14 protein-coding genes are annotated in these 18,843 nt (G+C 57.8%); 8 read left to right on the forward strand and 6 right to left on the reverse strand.

Annotated elements, in window-relative coordinates; genetic code table 11:
• Positions 1-41: 41 nt before the first annotated feature.
• Entirely contained in the window at positions 42-641 is a 600-nt protein-coding gene (locus ACWHYZ_RS07435) for an alpha-ketoglutarate-dependent dioxygenase AlkB (protein ID WP_447986645.1), read from the reverse strand.
• 109 nt (positions 642-750) lie between these two features.
• On the opposite strand from ACWHYZ_RS07435, the gene ligD reads away from it, so the two are divergent.
• Positions 751-3,330 (forward strand): DNA ligase D, encoded by a 2,580-nt coding sequence (ligD, locus tag ACWHYZ_RS07440; protein WP_447986646.1) that lies wholly within the window; start codon positions 751-753, stop codon positions 3,328-3,330.
• Here ligD and ACWHYZ_RS07445 read toward each other — a convergent pair.
• Positions 3,293-4,099, reverse strand: a complete 807-nt coding sequence (locus ACWHYZ_RS07445; protein WP_447986647.1) for a hypothetical protein — start codon at positions 4,097-4,099, stop codon at positions 3,293-3,295. The two genes, ligD and ACWHYZ_RS07445, sit on opposite strands and share 38 nt — an antisense overlap.
• A 15-nt stretch (positions 4,100-4,114) precedes the next feature.
• The gene (locus ACWHYZ_RS07450; RefSeq protein ID WP_447986648.1) at positions 4,115-4,915 is read right to left on the reverse strand and encodes a chlorite dismutase family protein; all 801 of its coding nucleotides are present in this window, start codon (positions 4,913-4,915) and stop codon (positions 4,115-4,117) included.
• A 414-nt stretch (positions 4,916-5,329) separates the two neighbouring features.
• Between ACWHYZ_RS07450 and ACWHYZ_RS07455 the strand changes: the two genes are divergently transcribed.
• Positions 5,330-9,676: a DEAD/DEAH box helicase gene (locus ACWHYZ_RS07455; protein WP_447986649.1), complete on the forward strand. Its 4,347-nt coding sequence runs from the start codon at positions 5,330-5,332 to the stop codon at positions 9,674-9,676.
• A gap of 10 nt (positions 9,677-9,686) precedes the next feature.
• Here ACWHYZ_RS07455 and ACWHYZ_RS07460 read toward each other — a convergent pair whose 3' ends face one another.
• The 3 genes from ACWHYZ_RS07460 to ACWHYZ_RS07470 form a co-directional block, all read right to left on the reverse strand.
• Positions 9,687-10,109 (reverse strand): DUF3015 family protein, encoded by a 423-nt coding sequence (locus ACWHYZ_RS07460; protein WP_447986650.1) that lies wholly within the window; start codon positions 10,107-10,109, stop codon positions 9,687-9,689.
• A 185-nt stretch (positions 10,110-10,294) separates the two neighbouring features.
• Positions 10,295-10,792 (reverse strand): hypothetical protein, encoded by a 498-nt coding sequence (locus tag ACWHYZ_RS07465; RefSeq protein WP_447986651.1) that lies wholly within the window; start codon positions 10,790-10,792, stop codon positions 10,295-10,297.
• 2 nt (positions 10,793-10,794) lie between these two features.
• Entirely contained in the window at positions 10,795-12,615 is a 1,821-nt protein-coding gene (locus ACWHYZ_RS07470) for a MutS family DNA mismatch repair protein (RefSeq protein WP_447986652.1), read from the reverse strand.
• A 296-nt stretch (positions 12,616-12,911) separates the two neighbouring features.
• On the opposite strand from ACWHYZ_RS07470, the gene ACWHYZ_RS07475 reads away from it, so the two are divergent.
• The 6 genes from ACWHYZ_RS07475 (at position 12,912) to ACWHYZ_RS07500 (ending at position 18,771) form a co-directional block, all read left to right on the forward strand.
• Positions 12,912-13,769 (forward strand): 50S ribosomal protein L11 methyltransferase, encoded by an 858-nt coding sequence (locus tag ACWHYZ_RS07475; RefSeq protein WP_447986653.1) that lies wholly within the window; start codon positions 12,912-12,914, stop codon positions 13,767-13,769.
• On the forward strand, positions 13,766-14,281 hold the full coding sequence (locus ACWHYZ_RS07480; RefSeq protein ID WP_447986654.1) for an MOSC domain-containing protein: 516 nt from the start codon (positions 13,766-13,768) through the stop codon (positions 14,279-14,281). The genes ACWHYZ_RS07475 and ACWHYZ_RS07480 overlap by 4 nt, the downstream gene beginning before the upstream one ends.
• A gap of 118 nt (positions 14,282-14,399) precedes the next feature.
• Positions 14,400-15,059 (forward strand): class I SAM-dependent methyltransferase, encoded by a 660-nt coding sequence (locus ACWHYZ_RS07485; RefSeq protein WP_447986655.1) that lies wholly within the window; start codon positions 14,400-14,402, stop codon positions 15,057-15,059.
• 87 nt (positions 15,060-15,146) lie between these two features.
• Positions 15,147-15,869 carry a hypothetical protein gene (locus tag ACWHYZ_RS07490; protein WP_447986656.1) on the forward strand — a complete coding sequence of 241 codons (723 nt, stop codon included), beginning with the start codon at positions 15,147-15,149 and terminating at the stop codon, positions 15,867-15,869.
• Between the two features lie 21 nt (positions 15,870-15,890).
• Positions 15,891-17,948, forward strand: a complete 2,058-nt coding sequence (locus ACWHYZ_RS07495; RefSeq protein ID WP_447986657.1) for a PAS domain S-box protein — start codon at positions 15,891-15,893, stop codon at positions 17,946-17,948.
• A complete protein-coding gene (locus tag ACWHYZ_RS07500; protein WP_447986658.1) occupies positions 17,938-18,771 on the forward strand; it encodes a formylglycine-generating enzyme family protein in 834 nt (277 codons plus the stop codon). The genes ACWHYZ_RS07495 and ACWHYZ_RS07500 overlap by 11 nt, the downstream gene beginning before the upstream one ends.
• Positions 18,772-18,843: the final 72 nt, after the last annotated feature.

Raw genomic sequence — 18,843 nt, forward strand, 5'->3', positions numbered from 1 at the left:
TCCTTAGGTGACAGCACCATTGATATCGGCAATCATTGCACTCACTCCGTTATGGCTTGATCGTGAGTCGGTATCCAACGGCTTTCATTAAGCACCGTTCTAAATGTGATGGAGTAGCGGATCTCTTGTGTCGCCGGGATTGAATGTTGCCACACGGTTCTTGCGGGGCCGCTCAGGATGTAAACCGACCGCGGCTCCAGCACCAGCGTCGTGCTGTAAAACCGGCCTGCATGATGACGTCGAAAACGAAATCGGCACGCCGACCCCAAGGAGAGCCCCAGCACCGACGGCCCGAACATCGGCGCGTCGCGATGCCAGCCAATGCCTGCGCCGGGTGGGTATTGCGTAACCAGGATTTCAGACAGATCCTTCGGCTGACGGTCGAGTAGGTGTGCGGCGCGTTCTCGCCATGGCAGCAGGAACCCGGGTACTTGAGGGCCGCGCGTCAGGCGCCACGACTCATACCCATAGATCCACCCGAAGTGCGCGACACGGCGTTTAGCTGCCACGCCATGCATGCGTATCTCTGAAAATTCCAGCATCATAATCTTGTCGATCAGCGCACGCTCTTCCGCCGCTGAAAGAAAGTCAGGGTGATACTGAAAACCTTCCGGCGGCTGGACGAGTGTGGCGCGCGGCATACCTCACTATACACAGACTGGCATGGCCATGCGGGACGGCTCACTTGAGGCGAGGGCTTGTAGGACACTGACTCTCAATCGTGTTCCCGACCTTCTGGTACCCTAAAGCATGGGACTCAAGACGTATCGAAAGAAGCGCGATTTTACACGGACGCCGGAGCCCGAAGGACGTGTGCATTCAGAGGGTGGGCGACGGCTATATGTCATTCAAAAGCATGCGGCCACACGCCTTCATTACGATCTTCGGCTGGAAGAGGGAGGCGTGCTCAAAAGCTGGGCCGTTCCGAAAGGGCCGAGTCTCGACCCAACGGAGAAACGGCTCGCCGTGCAGGTGGAGGACCATCCGCTCGAATATGGTGAATTTGAGGGCGTGATTCCGGAAGGAGAGTACGGTGGCGGAAAGGTGCAGCTATGGGATCGTGGCCATTGGGTACCGGAAGGCGATGCCGCGGCCGGACTGAGGAAGGGCAAACTGAAATTTCATCTCGAAGGAAAGAAACTACACGGAGCGTGGAACCTGGTCCGCATGCAGGGTCGGGCGGAGCAGAATGGGAAGGTGAACTGGTTGCTGATCAAGGAAAACGATGACGTAGCGGCGCCTCAGCATCAGCGCGATATCGTCCAAGAGAGACCGGAAAGCATTCTCAGCGGCAGACGGATTGAGGACATGGAGGCGCGTGACGAATCGGTGTGGCACAGCAATCGAAGCGGTGCGCCAACGTCCTCGCATCCACCGGACATTGATATTGATCCTGCAAAGATCGAAGGGGCGCGCAAGACGCGTTTGCCGGAGATCAGGCCGTTCCAATTGGCCACATTGACAGATCGGCCTCCGATCGGCGACGAGTGGCTGAATGAGATCAAGTTGGACGGGTTTCGGATGCAATGCCGGATCGACAAAGGGAAGGCTCGACTACTGACGCGCACCGGCCAGGATTGGACGCACCGATTTCTAGACGTGGCTCAAGCTGCCGCGCATCTCCCAGTGCAGACCGCATTGCTTGATGGCGAATTGGTGGCATTGCAACCAGACGGGCGGAGTTCATTTCAATTGCTCCAGGGCGCCTTGAGTGAAGGTGCTGAAGCGACCTTGGCCTATTATGCGTTCGATCTGCTCTATCTTAATGGTTACGACCTCTCTGTGGCTCCATTGGAGAGGCGAAAAGACGTGCTGAAGCGCGTGTTGAAAGCCATCTCCGCCGATGGCGCCGTCCGGTATAGCGATCATGTGGTAGGAGGGGCGCCCGCATTTTACGAGGCGGCGTGTCGCCTTGGTTTGGAAGGCATGATTGCGAAGCGACGTGCGGCTCCCTATCGGTCGGGCCGGGGCGGCGATTGGCTCAAGGTGAAATGCCTTTTGCGGCAGGAATTCGTCATCGGAGGGTATACAGATCCATCCGGGTCTCGAACTGGCTTTGGGGCGCTTCTGCTCGGTGTCTATGAAAATCATCGATTGGTGTATGCCGGCCGTGTCGGGACGGGATTCAACACGGGTCTTTTGAAGGCCCTGGGGACTCGACTGAAACGATTGGCACAAACGGAGACTCCGTTCCACACTCGCGTGCCGGGGCCGCTGCGCGATGTTCATTGGGTCCGTCCTGAGTTAGTCGCCGAGATTGCATTTACTGAATGGACATCGGAGGGCGTGTTGCGCCATCCATCCTTTCAAGGTCTCCGTGAAGACAAGCCACCGACAGACGTAAAGCGAGAAATCGCTCAGCCACCGCCCATGCCGGACAAGTCGCCATCTGCTACCGGGCCTGCTAATAAGACACCCTCTCATCGACGTGAAGAGGAGGTGAAAATTGCCGGCATCCGTCTGACCCATCCCACTCGCGTCCTCTACCCCGAGCAAGGCGTAACCAAGTTGGATCTCGCGCACTACTATCACACCATTGCCGATTCGATTTTGCCGCACATCACGGGGCGGCCAGTCATGCTGCTGCGGTGTCCGGAGGGTCAGGGGAAAGCATGCTTCCATCAAAAGCACAAGAATGCAATGGTGCCCGACGAAGTTCATGCCGTCGAGATCAAGGAAGACAACGGAAAGACTTCGCACTATTTGATGGTGGAGGATCTTCCGGGTCTGATTGCGCTCGTCCAGATGGGTGCCTTAGAACTGCATGTATGGGGGTCGAGACGGGAGCGGCTGGAATACCCGGACCGGATGGTCTTCGACCTAGACCCCGATGAAGGATTGCCGTGGCCGCGTGTGGTCGAAGCGGCAGAACTGGTCAAGGGCCGGCTGACGGACGCGGGATTGCAGAGTTGGGTGAAGACGACGGGCGGGAAAGGCCTCCACGTGGTCGTCCCTCTGGCGGCAAAGCAAACCTGGGATGAGGTCAAGACGTTTTCCCAAGCGCTCGCCGAAGATCTCGTAAAAGAAGCGCCCGGACGGTACACCAGCAAAATGACGAAGGCCGGACGTAAGGGCAAAGTATTTATCGATTATCTGCGCAACAGCCGCGGCGCCACGGCTGTCGCCGCTTACTCCACTCGTGCCCGGCCTGGCGCGACCGTTTCCACGCCGGTCGGATGGGACGAATTACATCGCCTGAGGCTCGATGAATTTACCGTCAAAACCGTCTCGCATCGGCTCACAACCCTGAAGCAGGATCCCTGGAAAGAGTTCTGGACCGTTCGCCAGTCGATTACGCAGTCTGCCCGCCGGGCGGTTGGGTTGAAGTAGTTCGTTCAATTGCATCCAAAGCCGCATACAAATCGGGATATTGGAACCGGTAATGAAGGTCCCGGGTCAATTTTGCAATGGAAAGGCGCTTGCCTGCGCGCTGATCCGGATCACTCTTGACCGGCGAGACACCCCAGCGGGTGCGCGCGATCTCGCAGATCTCGCTCCAGCGACGAGGCTGTCCATCGCTGACATTGTAGATCTCGCCTGCGCGTCCTTCTTCGAACGCCGATAAACAAATGGCCGCCAAATCTTCGACGTGTACGAGATTAACGTACCGCTGCGAGGGTCCAACCTTGCCACGACGAATCCAATCCAGCACGTTGCGGCCTGGACCGTAAATGCCTGCCACGCGTAAGAGCGTGGCACCGACATGTGTTCGAAGATAGTCTTCGCCCCTCACGCGAGGACGGGTGTGGTCGATGGGAGCCGATTCGTCAAGTACGGAATCGGAATGGTCTGTGGACGTCTCATAGGCCGATGTGCTGCCCAACACAACAATCCGGCGTACTTTGCGAAGCACGGCATCAGCAAACGACGAGACTGCTTTCAACGGCGTTGCCGGGAAGCACCAGATGAGATCGCATCCTAGGGGAATGTTGCGCCATGTGACTTCCCGCTCAAGATCGAATGGCAACCGGCGAGAAAACGGCGCAAAGTCGAGATGGGTATCCGGGGTCCGGCTGGTCACCAGAGCGGATATGCCGCGCGCCGTGGCGTGCCTGTAAATGACGCGCCCTGCATAGCCTGCGCCGAGAATCACGATCACGTCAGCGAATCCATGTCATCGGTTCAACACCTCCAGAATCTCGTCCAGCGAATGGATGGTGCCGAGGAGGGTGGGGTTGCCGAACCGCCGGTTATGTTGATTCTCTTTAATTTGTTGAAGCGCAAGAACCAAACGATTGAAGTCGGCCAGATTCTCGGTTTCGAAGTATGTAATAAAGTCAAAATCATCGAGGCCAGTGGAGTGATAGAGCTTGCGTTTCACCGTCTTGAGATACGGGAGTGCAGCATCGGTATGCTCTTTCATCAGCCGCGTGCGCATTTCCTGGGTCAAGAGCCACCAGGCGGCATCTTTCCGAATCGGGATGACCACGGCATACGGCTTAGGCCCCGCGTCGGTCGGCGCCTTGAGTGCGGCTTTGGTTTCATCCGGGAAGTTGGGCACGTAGTTCGCCTTCTTCGTCATCCCATTAAATGTCGACGTATTGACAAGGTACGCGCCCAAGGTCGTCCCCATTAAGTCCACCAAAAACGTTTGATTGTGAATCATGTCCAAGGAATGAGTGCGAAAGAGCACATCCGCGTGTTCCGACAGGCCTCGAAGTAAGTAGGTGTCGATTGCGATATGCTGTTCGTGCTGGCGGACGACCTCCTTGGCGGCGGCAATGGCGGTGTCGCGCACGCCTTTGTCTAGTTGCCACCATTTCGGGTCGACTTTGAATGCGGCGAATGTCGCGTAGATACCCGGGTCCGACAGCAGCTTCTCGCGATCAGCCGCGTGTGCGCGACCGTACATTGTGACCACGCACAAGGCCATGACAATGCAGAGTGCCTTGATACTCGTTTCTCCTCGCTTCATGAGTCCTCCTTGGATGAGACTACGGACTATCCTTCTGGCCCGGGGACATTGTCAAGACATGCTTTGGCAGGATGATGAAAAAGTCGGCCCGCTTCGTTCTCGCCTCGGCCAACATCTCAATGTACCGCGTCGGGAAAAAGCCTGTCTTGGCAGGCTAGGGGTGCGGCGGGTGAAATAAGTACACCTGCGGTGTTGGCTTCGCCTGGGGGCTCGCTCGGGAAGGAGCGCGTCCTGGGCGCGCTTGGGGAGGCCGGGTGTAACTATTGATCTTTTGATCATCTGCGAGATCTCGTTCGGGGCCCTCGACGGACCGCGAGACGTGGATGCTCTCACATGGGAGAACCGGAAGGGACTGCCTTCGCTGTACAGTCCGGCTAGGAAAGTGCGCGTGGCCCCATGATATGATCTGATCGAATGCCGCTGTCATCCTTTCACCCCATTATTGCGAACTGGTTTCAGCATCGGTTTGGCGCTCCGACGGACGTCCAGGCACAGAGTTGGCCGGCCATTCAATCAGGTCGCGATGTCCTGATCGCCGCACCCACCGGCTCCGGTAAAACGCTCGCGGCGTTTCTCTCCTGCATCGACTCGCTCTTTCAACGGGCGCTGGGCGGTGAATTGGAAGACCGGACGCACGTCGTCTATGTCTCGCCGCTCAAAGCGCTCAGCAATGACGTGCAGAAGAACTTACAGCAACCACTGGCAGAGATTGCCGATGCCGCACTGGCCGCCGGTTTGTTGATGCCCGAGCTTCGTGTGATGGTTCGCACCGGCGATACGCCGGTGTGGGATCGACAGCAGATGCTCCGTCGGCCGCCCCACATTCTTATTACGACGCCCGAATCGCTGTATCTGCTGCTGACGGCCGAGAAGAGTCGAAAGATCTTAACCGATGTGCGGACCGTCATCGTGGACGAGATCCACGCGCTCGCGCCGAATAAACGCGGCGCACATCTGGCGTTGTCGTTAGAGCGGCTGGAAGCGGGTGCCATGACTAGACCTATCCGCATCGGGCTGTCTGCGACACAACGGCCGATCGAAACTGTCGCGCAGTTTCTGGTGGGCGATCGGCAATTGCCCGACATTATCGACGTCGGCCATCGGCGAAATATGGATGTGGCGGTTGAAGTCCCCAAGGATGAATTGGGCGGAGTGGCGACGAATGCCATCTGGAGCGACATCTACGATCGGTTGGCGGAGTTGGCGCAGCAGCATCGATCGACGCTCGTCTTCGTCAATACGCGGCGGCTGGTGGAACGCGTCTCCCATCATCTTGAAGAACGCCTCCGCGAGTCGCTCGGCCGACATGCGGTGGCTGCGCATCATGGCAGTCTCTCCCGCCAGACTCGTCTGTCTGCTGAAGAACGATTGAAACGGGGGCAGACGCGCGTCGTCGTGGCGACCGCCTCGCTTGAATTGGGTATCGACATCGGTGCGGTCGATCTTGTCTGTCAAATCGGCTCGCCTCGATCGATTGCCATCGGGCTTCAGCGCGTGGGGCGATCCGGGCACTGGATCGGTGCCATCCCGAAGGGACGTTTATTTGCCACGACACGGGATGAGCTGATTGAATGCGGCGCTCTCATCCATGCCATTCGATCCGGCGTACTGGATCGCATCGAGGTGCCGCCCGCGCCGCTGGATATTCTGGCTCAACAGGTCGTCGCAGCTACGGCCGCCCAAGAATGGCGAGAAGCCGAGTTGTTCAACCTGTGTCGCCGGGCCCATCCGTACCGTAATTTAGCCCAGCACGAGTTCGATGCCGTGGTCCGTATGGCGTCCGAGGGAATCGCAACGAGCCGTGGTAGAGGGCGTGCCTATCTCCATCATGACGGCATCAACCATCGTCTTCGCGCGCGCAGGGGCGCCCGATTGGCGGCGATTACCTCAGGCGGGGCCATTCCCGATACGGCGAACTATGTGGTTATTGCGGAGCCGGACGGCACCGTCGTGGGATCCGTCGATGAAGACTTTGCAGTGGAGAGTTTGGCGGGTGACATCATTCTACTTGGCAATGCTTCGTGGCGTATCCGCGGCGTGGAGACGGGCAAGGTCCGGGTAGAGGATGCGCACGGTGCTCCGCCCACCATTCCATTCTGGCGGGGAGAAGCCCCCTCACGGACGGCAGAACTGTCCGCGGAGGTTGCCGCGATGCGGGCGCAGATCGACCGATTGATGCCGACGGGCAGTGGACGCGACGGCTTTGAATCCGCCATCCACTGGCTGCAGGCGGAATGCGGGATGGATCGTCGAGGAGCCGAGCAGGCCGCGGCATATGTCTCGGCCGGCCGCGCGATTCTCGGCGGCGTGCCGACACAAGAGACCATCATTGCCGAGCGGTTCTTTGACGAGGCCGGCGGCATGCAACTGGTCCTCCACACTCCGTTCGGCGGACGCATCAATCGGGCGTGGGGTCTCGCGCTGAGAAAGCGCTTTTGCACGACGTTCGATTTCGAACTGCAGGCCGCGGCGACGGATGAGGGGATTGTGCTATCGCTGGGGGAAAAACACAGTTTCGCTCTGGAGATGATCTTCGGCTTCCTGCATTCGAACACGGTGCAAGAGGTGCTCGTACAGGCTATCCTGCAAGCGCCGATGTTCATGACGCGCTGGCGATGGAATGCTACACGGGCACTGGCGTTGCTCCGTTTTTCCAATGGGCGGCGCGTGGCCCCACAAATCCAACGGATGCGGGCGGAGGATCTCTTGGCAGCTGTCTTTCCGGAGGCGACCGCATGCCAGGATAACCATCCGGGCGAATGTCGTGCGGCCCCCGACCATCCATTGGTCAATGAGACGATTCGAGACTGTCTGACGGAGGCCATGGATTCGGAAGGGCTCATTCAGGTGCTGAATCGAATCGAGTCGCAAGCGATTCGATGTGTGGCTATCGATACCGCCATGCCGTCGCCGTTCTGCCATGAGATTCTCAATGCCAACCCGTACGCCTATCTTGATGATGCCCCGCTCGAAGAGCGACGGGCACGTGCCGTTGAAATGCGCCGGAGCTTACCGCCTGAGCTCGCAGACCGGTTAGGTGCTCTGGATCCACAGGCCATTGCGGAAGTGGTCGAGGCGGCGTGGCCCGTGGTCCGCGATCCGGATGAACTCCATGATGCGCTCCTGACTCTGGTCTGGGCACCGGAAGAGGAGGTGAAGGCATGGGCACACTTTCTTCCACCGCTGGTGAACACAGGGCGCGCGAGCGTGCTGACGATCAGCAATCAGCGGGGCGGGGTGCGAGGCTGGGTGGCGACCGAGCGCGTGTCTTTTCTCAAGGTCCAGTTCCCGGGCGCGGAGTGGGTTCCCGCGATGGCGGAATCAACTCATGAGCCACGGCCTTCGCGCGATGAGTCGACGCTGACTATCGTTCAAGGTTGGATGGAGAGCATCGGACCGACCACCATCGAAGAACTCGCGACGTGCCTCCATCTGACCGTCAGCGATGTCAATACCGCCATGTTGAAATTAGAGTCGCAGGGGCAGGTATTGCGTGGGCGGTTCCGTGGCGACGAGGGTGTTCAGGCGACAGAGGTTGAATGGTGTGACCGGCGTCTCTTAGCCCGGATTCATCGCCTCACGATCGGCACGCTGCGTCGAGAAGTGGAACCGGTGACTGCCGCGCAGTTCATGACCTTTCTGTTTCAGTGGCAACATGTCGTGCCGGGTGCGCGCTTGCACGGCGAAGCGGGCCTTCAAGAAATCATCCGGCAATTGGCGGGATTCGAAGCGGCCGCGTCCTCCTGGGAGAGGCATCTCTTGTCGCTTCGCGTGGCAAAATATGATCCGGACTGGCTAGACCGATTGTGTTTGGGCGGGTCGGTGATGTGGGGGCGACTCTCGCCGCATCCCCGACTCGAAGCAGCCATTGACCCGGCTCGATCGAATCGGCCCAATCGAATCATGCCCACCAGCGTCGCTCCGATCAGTGTCTTTCCTCGCGACGATGCTGCCTGGTTGATGGCGACTGTTGAAGAACGGAAAGATCCGGCCCTCGATGTCCGCACGGCGCTCAGCCCCGTCGCGCAGGCTGTGCTGAAACATCTCCACGCACAGGGCGCCAGCTTCTTTGCCGATTTGGTCAGAGGCAGCAGCCATTTGCCCTCTGAAGTGGAAGGCGGACTCTGGGAGTTGGCCGCTGCGGGTCTGGTCACCGCGGACGGGTTCGACAATCTCCGCGCGCTGCTCGATCCGCGCCGCCGCCGGGCCGAAGGACGTGAACGATCACGACGCCCTCGATTGGCCGGTGGACGCTGGTCATTGCTACGTCCGACCGCGCAGTCGTTTGTCCCCCAAGGGGACCGTGAGCACACGTCGCCTGTCGAGCAGCTTGCCCGTCAATTGCTGCGGCGCTATGGCGTGGTCTTTCGCGATTTGCTGGTGCGTGAATCACTCAACTCGGGATGGCGCGATCTTCTGGTGCAGTATCGGCGAATGGAGCTGCGAGGAGAAATTCGTGGCGGCCGGTTTGTCGAAGGGTTTACCGGTGAGCAATTCGCGCTGCCGGAAGCCTTGGAATCGTTGCGTGCGCTGCGCCGTAGCGGTACTGAGGCAGCGAGCGGCCACGACATAAAAGTATCGGCCGCCGACCCGTTGAATCTGGCAGGAATTATTCTTCCCGGCGCGCGAGTGCCGGCTGTGCCGACGAATTACCTCGTCTTCCGCAACGGAGTCCTCATCCGCAGTGGCTCTGTGCGCGAGCCCATCCCGGAAGGGCGTGCTGTGGACGCGCCCGAGCGCGTCCACAGCACGCCGCGTTGACGGTATCGTGCTACTTCGCGGTTGTCGCCGTCACAATGCCATGCTGCGCCAGCGAGCGGTCGAGACCTGCCACGAGGCTGGCCGGAGTGGCGTTCTCGGATGGCGTGAACGCCGTATAGTGGCTTTGCGCCAATTGAAAGAAGGCGGCGCGCTGATCGTCAGGAACGCCCATCAACGTGCCAAGAGACGCAAGATATTCCCCGCCTCCAAAGGCCATGTCGTGGGTGAGATTTTCATAGTTGAGCGCGGCGAATGCATTAACGTGTTCGCCCTGGCGAACCAGCCCGTCATTGGTAAACCACGATCTGCCCGACGTGCTTACGGTAGTATTCTGCGTCGTGTCGGTGATCTGTTCGGTTGTGCCTTTCAAAGTGCAGGCCGACAGCGCAAGTAAGGCGACTGCCATTAGTCCGAAGGACACACTTCTATACATCGCAGACCTCCTTAGCTAAAAAATAGGATTCCCCCGTAATCTAACAGTCGTATCTGCCTCTGTATATCGGAGTTCTGCCTACATATGTGGAAGGCGAGGGGTACAAGGAGAAGAATTGATCGCACGTCGTGAGGCAATAGACGACAAAGGGCGGACGGAGGTTTGGGCGAGAGCGGCGGGGCCAATCAGTGTAAAAGCAGCAGGGGACCCCAAATAGGTGCGGTGACGACGCCGACAAACGCAACCGCAACAGTCGGGTATACGATGACCGCCGTCGGGACTTCCCAGAGGCGATTCCAACATGAATGCCGCTTGTCCTCCTGCCCGTCTTTGGTCAAGAACGGCAGCAGCGGTTTACACGTACCGGTCTCAGGCGCGATCGCATAGGGTGACATGTCCCACTCTCCGCCAACCTTTTTGACTTTCCCCAGCACCTGGATGCTTTCTCCGCCACACAGCGTGTGAGGCAACTCTTTTCGTGGCGTGTTCTTCGCAAATTCCGGCGGAAGACAGGTCACGTCCAGCACGGTACCGTCTTGTTCCACTCGAAGAGTGTGTCCGGCTTCGGTCATGTAGTAGCGCGCATAGGCGTCCTCGTTAAAATACGATCTCGGCGCGCCGGGAGTGGAACAGGCACTTAGAAAGCAGAGCAGACTCACATAGACGACGAGCGGTGATTTCATCTTCATCCTTTCCGGATTGAGCCGGTAGAATCGTCCGGCCGCAGGTCTCCCACCGGCAGTCCTTCCAGCGCCATGATTCGAAGTGCATTGGTGGTCGGGCAGGGGCCTGGACGTAATTTGTAATCGAACTTCAGTTGATTGGCCTGCACGGTTTCCTGAAAATGCGCATTCGTCAGCGTGGGGAAGGTGCGTTCCATGTCGGCAAGTTCAAGGTCGTGAGTCGTGACGAGGCCGAACCCATGGCTTGCCGTGAGCGCTTGAATGTAGGCCCGGCTCCCGATCAGCCGTTCGCGATTATTGGTCCCTTTGAAGATTTCATCGATCAGAAATAACACCGGCGGCGCCGCACGGTCTTCTGCCGCGTCCAGGAGCCGCTTCAGGCGCTTCACTTCGGCATAGAAGAACGACAGGCCGGCTTCGAGTGAATCATCCACACGTATGCAACAGGCCAGTCTGACCCAGGTCCATTCAAAGGATCTCGCACACACGGGCGCTCCCGCTTGCGCCAAACAGGCGTTGATGCCTACGGTCCGTAGAAACGTACTTTTGCCGGACATGTTTGAGCCGGTCACCAGGAGAACCCGTCCCAGTCCTCTCATGTCCAGATCATTGGTGACCCGTTGCGCAGATGGAATCAAGGGATGCCCGAGCGCGGTGGCCGTAAGAACGGCTGTTCTCTCCCCGTTCGTCGGTGGGTGCGCCTTCAGCGGCACGGGCCAGTGATACTCGGGATGAAGGAAGGCAAAAGTGGCAAGCGCATTGGAGGCCTCCAACTCAGCCAGCGTCTCGAGCCAGACCGCGATGTCGTTCAGGACGTGAGCCCGCACGCGTTCCAATCTCCATGTGAAAAAAAGGTCCCAGGGAACGATCGCGTTGAGGGCCAGATGGACGAGAGGATGCGCGCGGACGCTCAAGCCATGCGACACGCGAGCCAGCCGGCGGATGGCGATGGAGGGGCGAGTCGTCCCAGCGACGACAGCGGCACACAATCGTCCGAGCGCCGGCGTGGCAGCATAGGACCGGCGTTCCAGATAGCGGAACAGCCCGCCCAATTTCTCTAACTGGCCATGCAGCGACAGCGCTCGTCCGAATACTGGTTCGACCTCCCCTGAGGTCAAGAGATAGATGGCCGCGTATACGGTGAACGAGAGAATCCAATATTCTCGGAAACCCGTGACAGCGGATGCCAGGGCTAGACTGAGGGTCATGCCGGCTAGCAGGGCCTGGATAAGCAGGAGGGGAATCAGCCGGGAAAAGCCGACGGGCGGAGCGAGCGCCGAATAGATGCGCTCACCATTGAGTTCAGCCTCGCCGAGTAAGGAGGCTTCCAATGCGAGTCGGTCTCGAAAGAGTGGAAGGCGAGCGAGTTCCTTGATCAGCGTCTGCCGATGTTCCCACTGAATCGAGTCGGGCGGCTGGGTCAGCAGCCAGTCTGCTAGTCGTTCTCTTCCATTTGATGAGTTGGTGGTGTCCAGGAGCGCGAGCAATGAATGGGGGCCGACCAGGTCCAGATCCACCGCATAGGGATGCTGCTCCAGTGCGGGCGTTGCTCGTGCAGGGATGCCCTTCCAATCCAGGTAGAGGCGAGCCAGGTGGGTGGCTTTTATTCGTCGCCATGCACGAAGGCGCTGTATCCGGGCTTCCAGCTTGCTATGATAGCGAGCCACGACGAGGAAGAGCATCAGAAAGCCGACAAGCGCCAGATTGCCGAATTGGTACCACTGTTGTTGAAACAACGTGACTGAGACAGCGGCGCCGACGAGAAAGATTGCCAACCGCCATCGCGTAAATTGTGTGCTGATTCGAGTCGCGCGATGCAGCACACGGTCGATCCTTGCCATGAGGCGAAGGAGCGAAGCATCTCTGCGTGGGTGAATGTGTACGGGAGGCAAGGACATTCGTTTGTTTAGAGATGACCTTACCGCGTCATCTTCACTACGTCAACTGATCAGGATGCTGAGAAAGGCCCCACTGCACCCTCCCAACCCCGTGCGCGCCGAGACGCGCACTTTCCCCAAGGTTCGTTCTCGTCTCGCACGGGAAGGGGCGCGCGGGTGTAATCAGTGACCTTTTTGAGCATCCTGGAGCCTTAAAAGCTGAACTTAGGGCCGTCTAAGAAATGGGAAAAGAATGGATTGACGTGCAGGTGCGGGTAGCAATGGACGCCGGCGAGTTCATCGGACTGTTGAACGATCCGTGGTTGGCGGGTGGCTGGCAAGAGGATGGCCTAATCCATCTCTATTGGCCGAGGGAGCGATGGACGTCCGAGGCGCGTCAAGGACTGACGGCACTCGTACAACGACTTGGCGCTGATGCCGCCTCGATGACCATTCATTCGTTTCCGGAGATCGACTGGAATGCGAGTTGGGCCAGATCGGTGAAACCGTTCCGCATCGGACAGCGTATCGTGATCAGACCAAGCTGGGAATCAGTGATGGTCAAGGCAGACGATGTAGAGATTATCCTCGACCCGAAGCAGGCGTTCGGAACCGGCCATCATGCGACGACGCAATTGCTTTTGGAGTGGCTGGAAGCGCAGATTCGTGGGGGCGAGCGGGTCTTGGATGTGGGGACAGGAAGCGGCATTCTCGCCATGGTGGCCTTGAAGTTGGGTGCAGCCTCAGCGTGGGGCATCGATCACGATCCAGTTGCTATTGACTGTGCACAAGGCTACGCAGTCGGAAATGGGTTTGGTCCAGAATTAAGACTGGACACATCTGCGCTTACGACAGTGCCCGCTCAACACTTCGATCTCGTACTCGCCAACCTGGACCGTTCGACATTGCTGAACCTCAGAGACTCGCTGGCCCGTTGTCTTCATAGAAACGGCCGCCTGATGGTGTCTGGCATCCTATCCCGCGATCGAGCGGATGTCGTCGAGGCATTCAACGAAGGCGGAGGTACGTTGGCGGAGGAATACTCGCGCGACGGCTGGCTGGCCATGGAATTTGTCTTTCATCATGAGGTATCGATATGACGTTGTTACCCCTGAGGGGTCTTCCGCGTGTCCATCAGATCAGTGTGTCGAATGGCGGTGTGCCGAAGCTGGCTGTACCAGAAGCCATGATCACAAGATGGGGCATAGAAGGTGACCGTCAGCGCAATTCCGATATCCATGGAGGCCCCGACCGGGCGGTGTGTGTATTTTCTGTTGAAGTGATCGAGGCACTCCAAGCAGAAGGTCACTCGATCGTACCGGGTTCGGCCGGAGAAAATCTGACGCTGGCGGGTATCGACTGGTTCTCGGTGAAGCCAGGCGACCGGATACGCGTCGGGTCCGTGCGGTTGGAATTTGTCAGTTACACCGCTCCGTGCGTGCATAATGGCCGGTGGTTTCTCAATGAAAACTTCAGCAGGATTTCGCAGAAAAAATGTCCGGGCTGGAGCCGGCTCTATGCTCGGGTCCTGACCGAAGGGATGGTGAGAACGGGTGATCCGGTGGTACACGAGCTCGTCCCTCTACCGACCGATGAATCCAGCCTTCTCTAACCTGGAAATAGGGCCATTTGCCCTATAGTTTAGGGCGCATTCTTCTTGTGAATACGCCAGACTTCACTTGTGATTTCAAGAATTTCTGTCAACATAATCGTTCATTGGGGATGTACATATGGATCGAGTGCTCGAGCCTGAAGTCATGGATCAAGCGGAACAAGTACGGGCTTATGCGAACGCAAACTTCGAGCAGGAAAACCAAACGTTCGTAGACCGGTTCCGGGAATATTTCCCTGAGATATCGGACGGCCATGTCCTAGATCTGGGGTGTGGTCCAGCCGATATTCCTATTCGTCTCGCACGGGCACTTCCCCTATGCCGGATCACTGGGGTCGACGCGTCACGGCCGATGATCGATGTTGGCAGGCAGGCCGTTGAAGCTTCGGGGCTTGCAGACCGTATCACGTTACGCTGTGAACGGCTCCAATCACTCTCGGTTGAAGAGCCATATGACGCCATCATTTCGAACAGTTTACTTCATCACCTCATCAATCCCTTAAGGTTTTGGTTTGCCATTAAGCAGCTGGTCAAGCCCGGTGGCCCTGTCTTAGTGATGGACCTGCTCCGCCCAGAGTCCCCGGAGGATGCCCAAGCCATTGTCGATCAATATGCCGCGAATGAACCCCCCATTTTGCGCAGGGACTTCTATAATTCTCTATTAGCAGCCTTTACCGAGGACGAAGTGGCGGCGCAATTGGCCGAAATGAACTTTAGCCGCCTGTTGATCGATGTTCCCGATGACCGCCATTGGGTGGTCGGAGGCCGCGTGTATTAGAGATCGTATCGAAACCGTTTTTGATCTGGCACACTGCGTGGCTCTATCCACGCCTACCCGTCTGGCGGACGTCCGCATGGGGGACTGATGTATGAGCTAATGCGGTTTGGCCTCAAAGAGATGACTGAGTGTGGCGCGGCCATCCGACGGTTGGGTGGCGACGCGTCAGACCTCCAAGGTGTGGCTTCTAAGATTGTTCACTTTCTCTACACGCATCTGCTAGATGAAGCCGGGCGTCCGGCGTGTGCGCTCATCCGCGCCTTTAAAACCCATCGCACAACGCTTCTCGGTCCGGAATTGCAGGGCGTCCTCGGCAAGAAATTGCCGTCGGGTGCGCTTACGTCCTGTGAAAAATGCTTTGTGCTGGTCGCATCGGCCGGTCAGGAGGCGGACTGGAACGATCGGGCGCTGTCCAAGCACTTTAAAGCGATCCCCCTGAGGGGCGATACATTCGTCGCTCAGTTTCCAATGTTTTCGCAGCTCCTCACGCAATTCGGCGTCGATCTGCACACGTTTCTTAAGCCCAGCTCCAATCTCTTGGTTGACCAGGAACAGCACAGCTACAATGTATTTTACGTAGAAGAGGCGGTGAACAGCCCGTATATTCCACATCAACGGGAATTTGTCCTGCCGTACCGCATTCAATCGGTCCTCGGCTTCGGAAGCTTGCTTCCCTCGGGAGAAATATTCGCAGTCATTCTCTTTTCCAAGGTATCCATTCCTCGAGAAGTGGCGGATCGCTTTCAAACTCTTGCCCTGTGCTCAAAGATCGCCTTATTGCCGTTTGAACGAGACTTTGTATTTTCTTAGAGTCGTCCGAAGTGGAGCGTCATGACGAACGACCCGACTCGAGAGATAGAACGGCTGAAGGCACGGATCGCTGCGCTTGAAGAACTCTTGGAAGTGCATGAGCATTCCGTGATCAAGCAATGCGAGCAGCTTGACCATACAGTGCAGGCGCTTCGACTGCAGACGGAGGAGCTGACACGGTCGCAACAGGTGCTCCGAGAGTCCGAATCGCGGTATCGACTGCTGTTTGAACATAATCCCAATCCCATGTGGGTCTATGATCTCGAGACCCTGGCGTTCCTCGCGGTTAACAACGCCGCCATTCAACACTATGGCTATTCGCGTGAGGAATTCCTCGCGATGACGGTCAAGGATATACGTCCACCGGAGGATGTTCCGGCTTTAATGGAACGAGTCTCACGAGTGACCGACGGTTTTGATGCTGCGGGGTTCTGGCGTCATCGAAAGAGGGATGGCACGATCATCGATGTCGAAATCGCGGGCCATACCGTCACCTTCGGCTGGCGGTCTGCTGAACTTATTTTGGTCAGAGACGTAACCGACCGTAAACGGGCGGAACAAGCGATTCGGGCCAGTGAGGAGCGATTTCAGGTCTTCATGAACAATAGCCCGACGGTGGCATTTATGAAGGATGAGGACGGGCGATATCTCTATGTCAATCAGCTCTTTGCACGTTGCTTTGCCGTGTCGGCAGCAGAATGCATTGGCAAACGGGATGATGACATGTGGCCCGCGGATGTCGCAAAACGGTTGCGCGAGAACGATAAGGCCGTGCTGGCCGGCGAGCAGGTCGTTGAATTGGAAGAAGTCGTGCCGACACCGGATGGGAAGCCCCACTATTGGCTGGTGTTTAAGTTTCCATTTCGCGACTCGTCCGGCCATAAGATCCTTGCGGGAATGGCGATCGATACGACGGATCGGAAACGACTGGAGGTTCAACTTCGGCAGGCGCAAAAGATGGAAGCCATCGGTCAACTCGCGGGCGGCGTCGCGCACGACTTCAATAATTTGCTAACGGTCATATCAGGCTATAGCGAACTCTTACAGCATCATCTGCGTGATGACGAGCCGCTCCGTAAACAAGTCGAACAGATTAAAATTGCCGGCGATCGAGCCTCTGCACTCACGAGACAGTTATTAGCATTCAGCCGGCAGCAGGTGCTTCGGCCCATCGTGTTGGACCTGAATGTCGTCGTGACGAATCTCATGCAGATGCTCCCACGACTCATCGGCGAACATATCGCATTGAAAACGTCGCTGGCTCCGCAGCCGACCTTCGTCAAGACCGATCCCGGGCAGCTTGAACAAGTGTTGTTGAACTTGGCCATTAACGCGCGAGATGCTATGCCGGACGGCGGGACGCTCACGATCGAAACCAGCAATGTGGCGCTGGACGAGGCGGCGTGCCGCCGGCTGGGAACGATTTCGCCCGGTATGTACGTGCAGTTGACGGTGCGCGATACCGGATGTGGCATCGATGCCGCAACCCAACCTCGGATTTTTGACCCATTCTTTACGACGAAGGAGCTGGGTAAGGGCACGGGACTCGGGCTGGCCACGGTCTATGGAATCGTCACGCAAAGTCAGGGTGCGATTTCAGTGAATAGTGCGCCGAACCATGGCGCTTCCTTCGCCGTGTATTTTCCCAAGAGTGAGGTCGAACATGAGCCGCCGAAGGATGGTACGACGTCTATGGAGCCGCAACCGGGCTGGGAGACCGTGCTTGTTGTCGAAGATCAGCACAGCGTCCGTGGATTCGTTCGGAACCTCTTGGCGCTGAACGGCTATCGGGTCCTGGAAGCGGCGGATGGCTCCGAAGCCTTGAGAATATGCGGGCAGCATGCCGACGACATTCAACTAGTCGTGACGGATCTTGTCATGCCTGGAATGAGCGGACGAGAATTGGCTGAACGAATCGCCAAGGTGAAGCCCAAAGTCAAAGTCCTATACATATCCGGATATACGGATGATTCCGTGGTGCACGCGGGAGTGGCTCAAGCCGGCATGGCATTTTTACAAAAGCCGTTCAGTCCGAAGGCGTTCACGCACAAGGTGCGCGAGGTGCTGGATGGAACCTGACAGGCCGGCCGTCGCACGTCTTCTTCTTGTTGCCTTCACCATCCTGGCCATCTTGGCTGATTGTCTTCCCGCCGCCGCGCAACTTGACCGGCTCAGAAAATCTAAAAAGGATGCGGAAGCCACTCGCATGGAGCCAGCGCCGTCGGCCATCATTCCTGCCGGGGAATTCTGGATGGGAGTCGATGGACTGCAAGGATTGGATGACGAACGGCCGCGGCATCCGGTGACTCTCGATGCCTATGCGATGGATGTGCATGAAGTGACCGTGGCTCTCTACTCGATTTTCTTGAAAAAGACCGGCCGGATGCCGCCGTTATTCTGGGACACAGTTGATGCCCAACAGCATGCCGATCGTCCAGTAATCGGCGTAGATTGGGAGGATGCAGATGCCTATTGTCGATGGGCAGGCAAGCGTCTTCCGACGGAAGCGGAATGGGAGCACGCGGCTCGCGGGACGGATGAACGTCATTATCCATGGGGCAATCAGACGCCAACTCCGGAGTACGCCAATTATGGAATTGGCGCCCGCTTCAGTTATGGCCAGACGCTCATGCCGGTCGGACACTATGATAAAGGGAAGAGCCCATACGGATTGTACGATATGGCCGGTAATGTCTGGGAATGGGTGCAGGATTGGTACGCCACCAATTATTACGAAGTCAGCGACAAGCACAATCCACGCGGCCCTGAGGTGGGACAATTCAAAGTCTTGCGCGGAGGGTCATGGTCCGAGCTGCCGAAGTATCTGCTCACGTATGGACGCTTCAAGCTGCCGCCGAATACCCGGAATAGTTATATTGGCTTTCGGTGCGCGAAATCGTAGCAGGATGCTGAATAGTCCCGAACTACCGGAGGCCACCCCTCTCTCGCTACCTCACGGTGTCGTTGTGAATTA

Source organism: Nitrospira sp. Nam74, from assembly GCF_965152615.1.

Excerpts from the sequence above, each read along its gene's own strand:
- ACWHYZ_RS07500 (WP_447986658.1), top strand. The coding sequence starts at position 17,938 with ATGGAACCTGACAGGCCGGCCGTCGCACGTCTTCTTCTTGTTGCCTTC.
- ACWHYZ_RS07435 (WP_447986645.1), bottom strand. The coding sequence starts at position 641 with ATGCCGCGCGCCACACTCGTCCAGCCGCCGGAAGGTTTTCAGTATCAC.
- ACWHYZ_RS07465 (WP_447986651.1), bottom strand. The coding sequence starts at position 10,792 with ATGAAATCACCGCTCGTCGTCTATGTGAGTCTGCTCTGCTTTCTAAGT.
- ACWHYZ_RS07490 (WP_447986656.1), top strand. The coding sequence starts at position 15,147 with ATGTATGAGCTAATGCGGTTTGGCCTCAAAGAGATGACTGAGTGTGGC.
- ACWHYZ_RS07495 (WP_447986657.1), top strand. The coding sequence starts at position 15,891 with ATGACGAACGACCCGACTCGAGAGATAGAACGGCTGAAGGCACGGATC.
- ACWHYZ_RS07485 (WP_447986655.1), top strand. The coding sequence starts at position 14,400 with ATGGATCGAGTGCTCGAGCCTGAAGTCATGGATCAAGCGGAACAAGTA.
- ligD (WP_447986646.1), top strand. The coding sequence starts at position 751 with ATGGGACTCAAGACGTATCGAAAGAAGCGCGATTTTACACGGACGCCG.
- ACWHYZ_RS07455 (WP_447986649.1), top strand. The coding sequence starts at position 5,330 with ATGCCGCTGTCATCCTTTCACCCCATTATTGCGAACTGGTTTCAGCAT.
- ACWHYZ_RS07475 (WP_447986653.1), top strand. The coding sequence starts at position 12,912 with ATGGGAAAAGAATGGATTGACGTGCAGGTGCGGGTAGCAATGGACGCC.
- ACWHYZ_RS07480 (WP_447986654.1), top strand. The coding sequence starts at position 13,766 with ATGACGTTGTTACCCCTGAGGGGTCTTCCGCGTGTCCATCAGATCAGT.
- ACWHYZ_RS07450 (WP_447986648.1), bottom strand. The coding sequence starts at position 4,915 with ATGAAGCGAGGAGAAACGAGTATCAAGGCACTCTGCATTGTCATGGCC.
- ACWHYZ_RS07460 (WP_447986650.1), bottom strand. The coding sequence starts at position 10,109 with ATGTATAGAAGTGTGTCCTTCGGACTAATGGCAGTCGCCTTACTTGCG.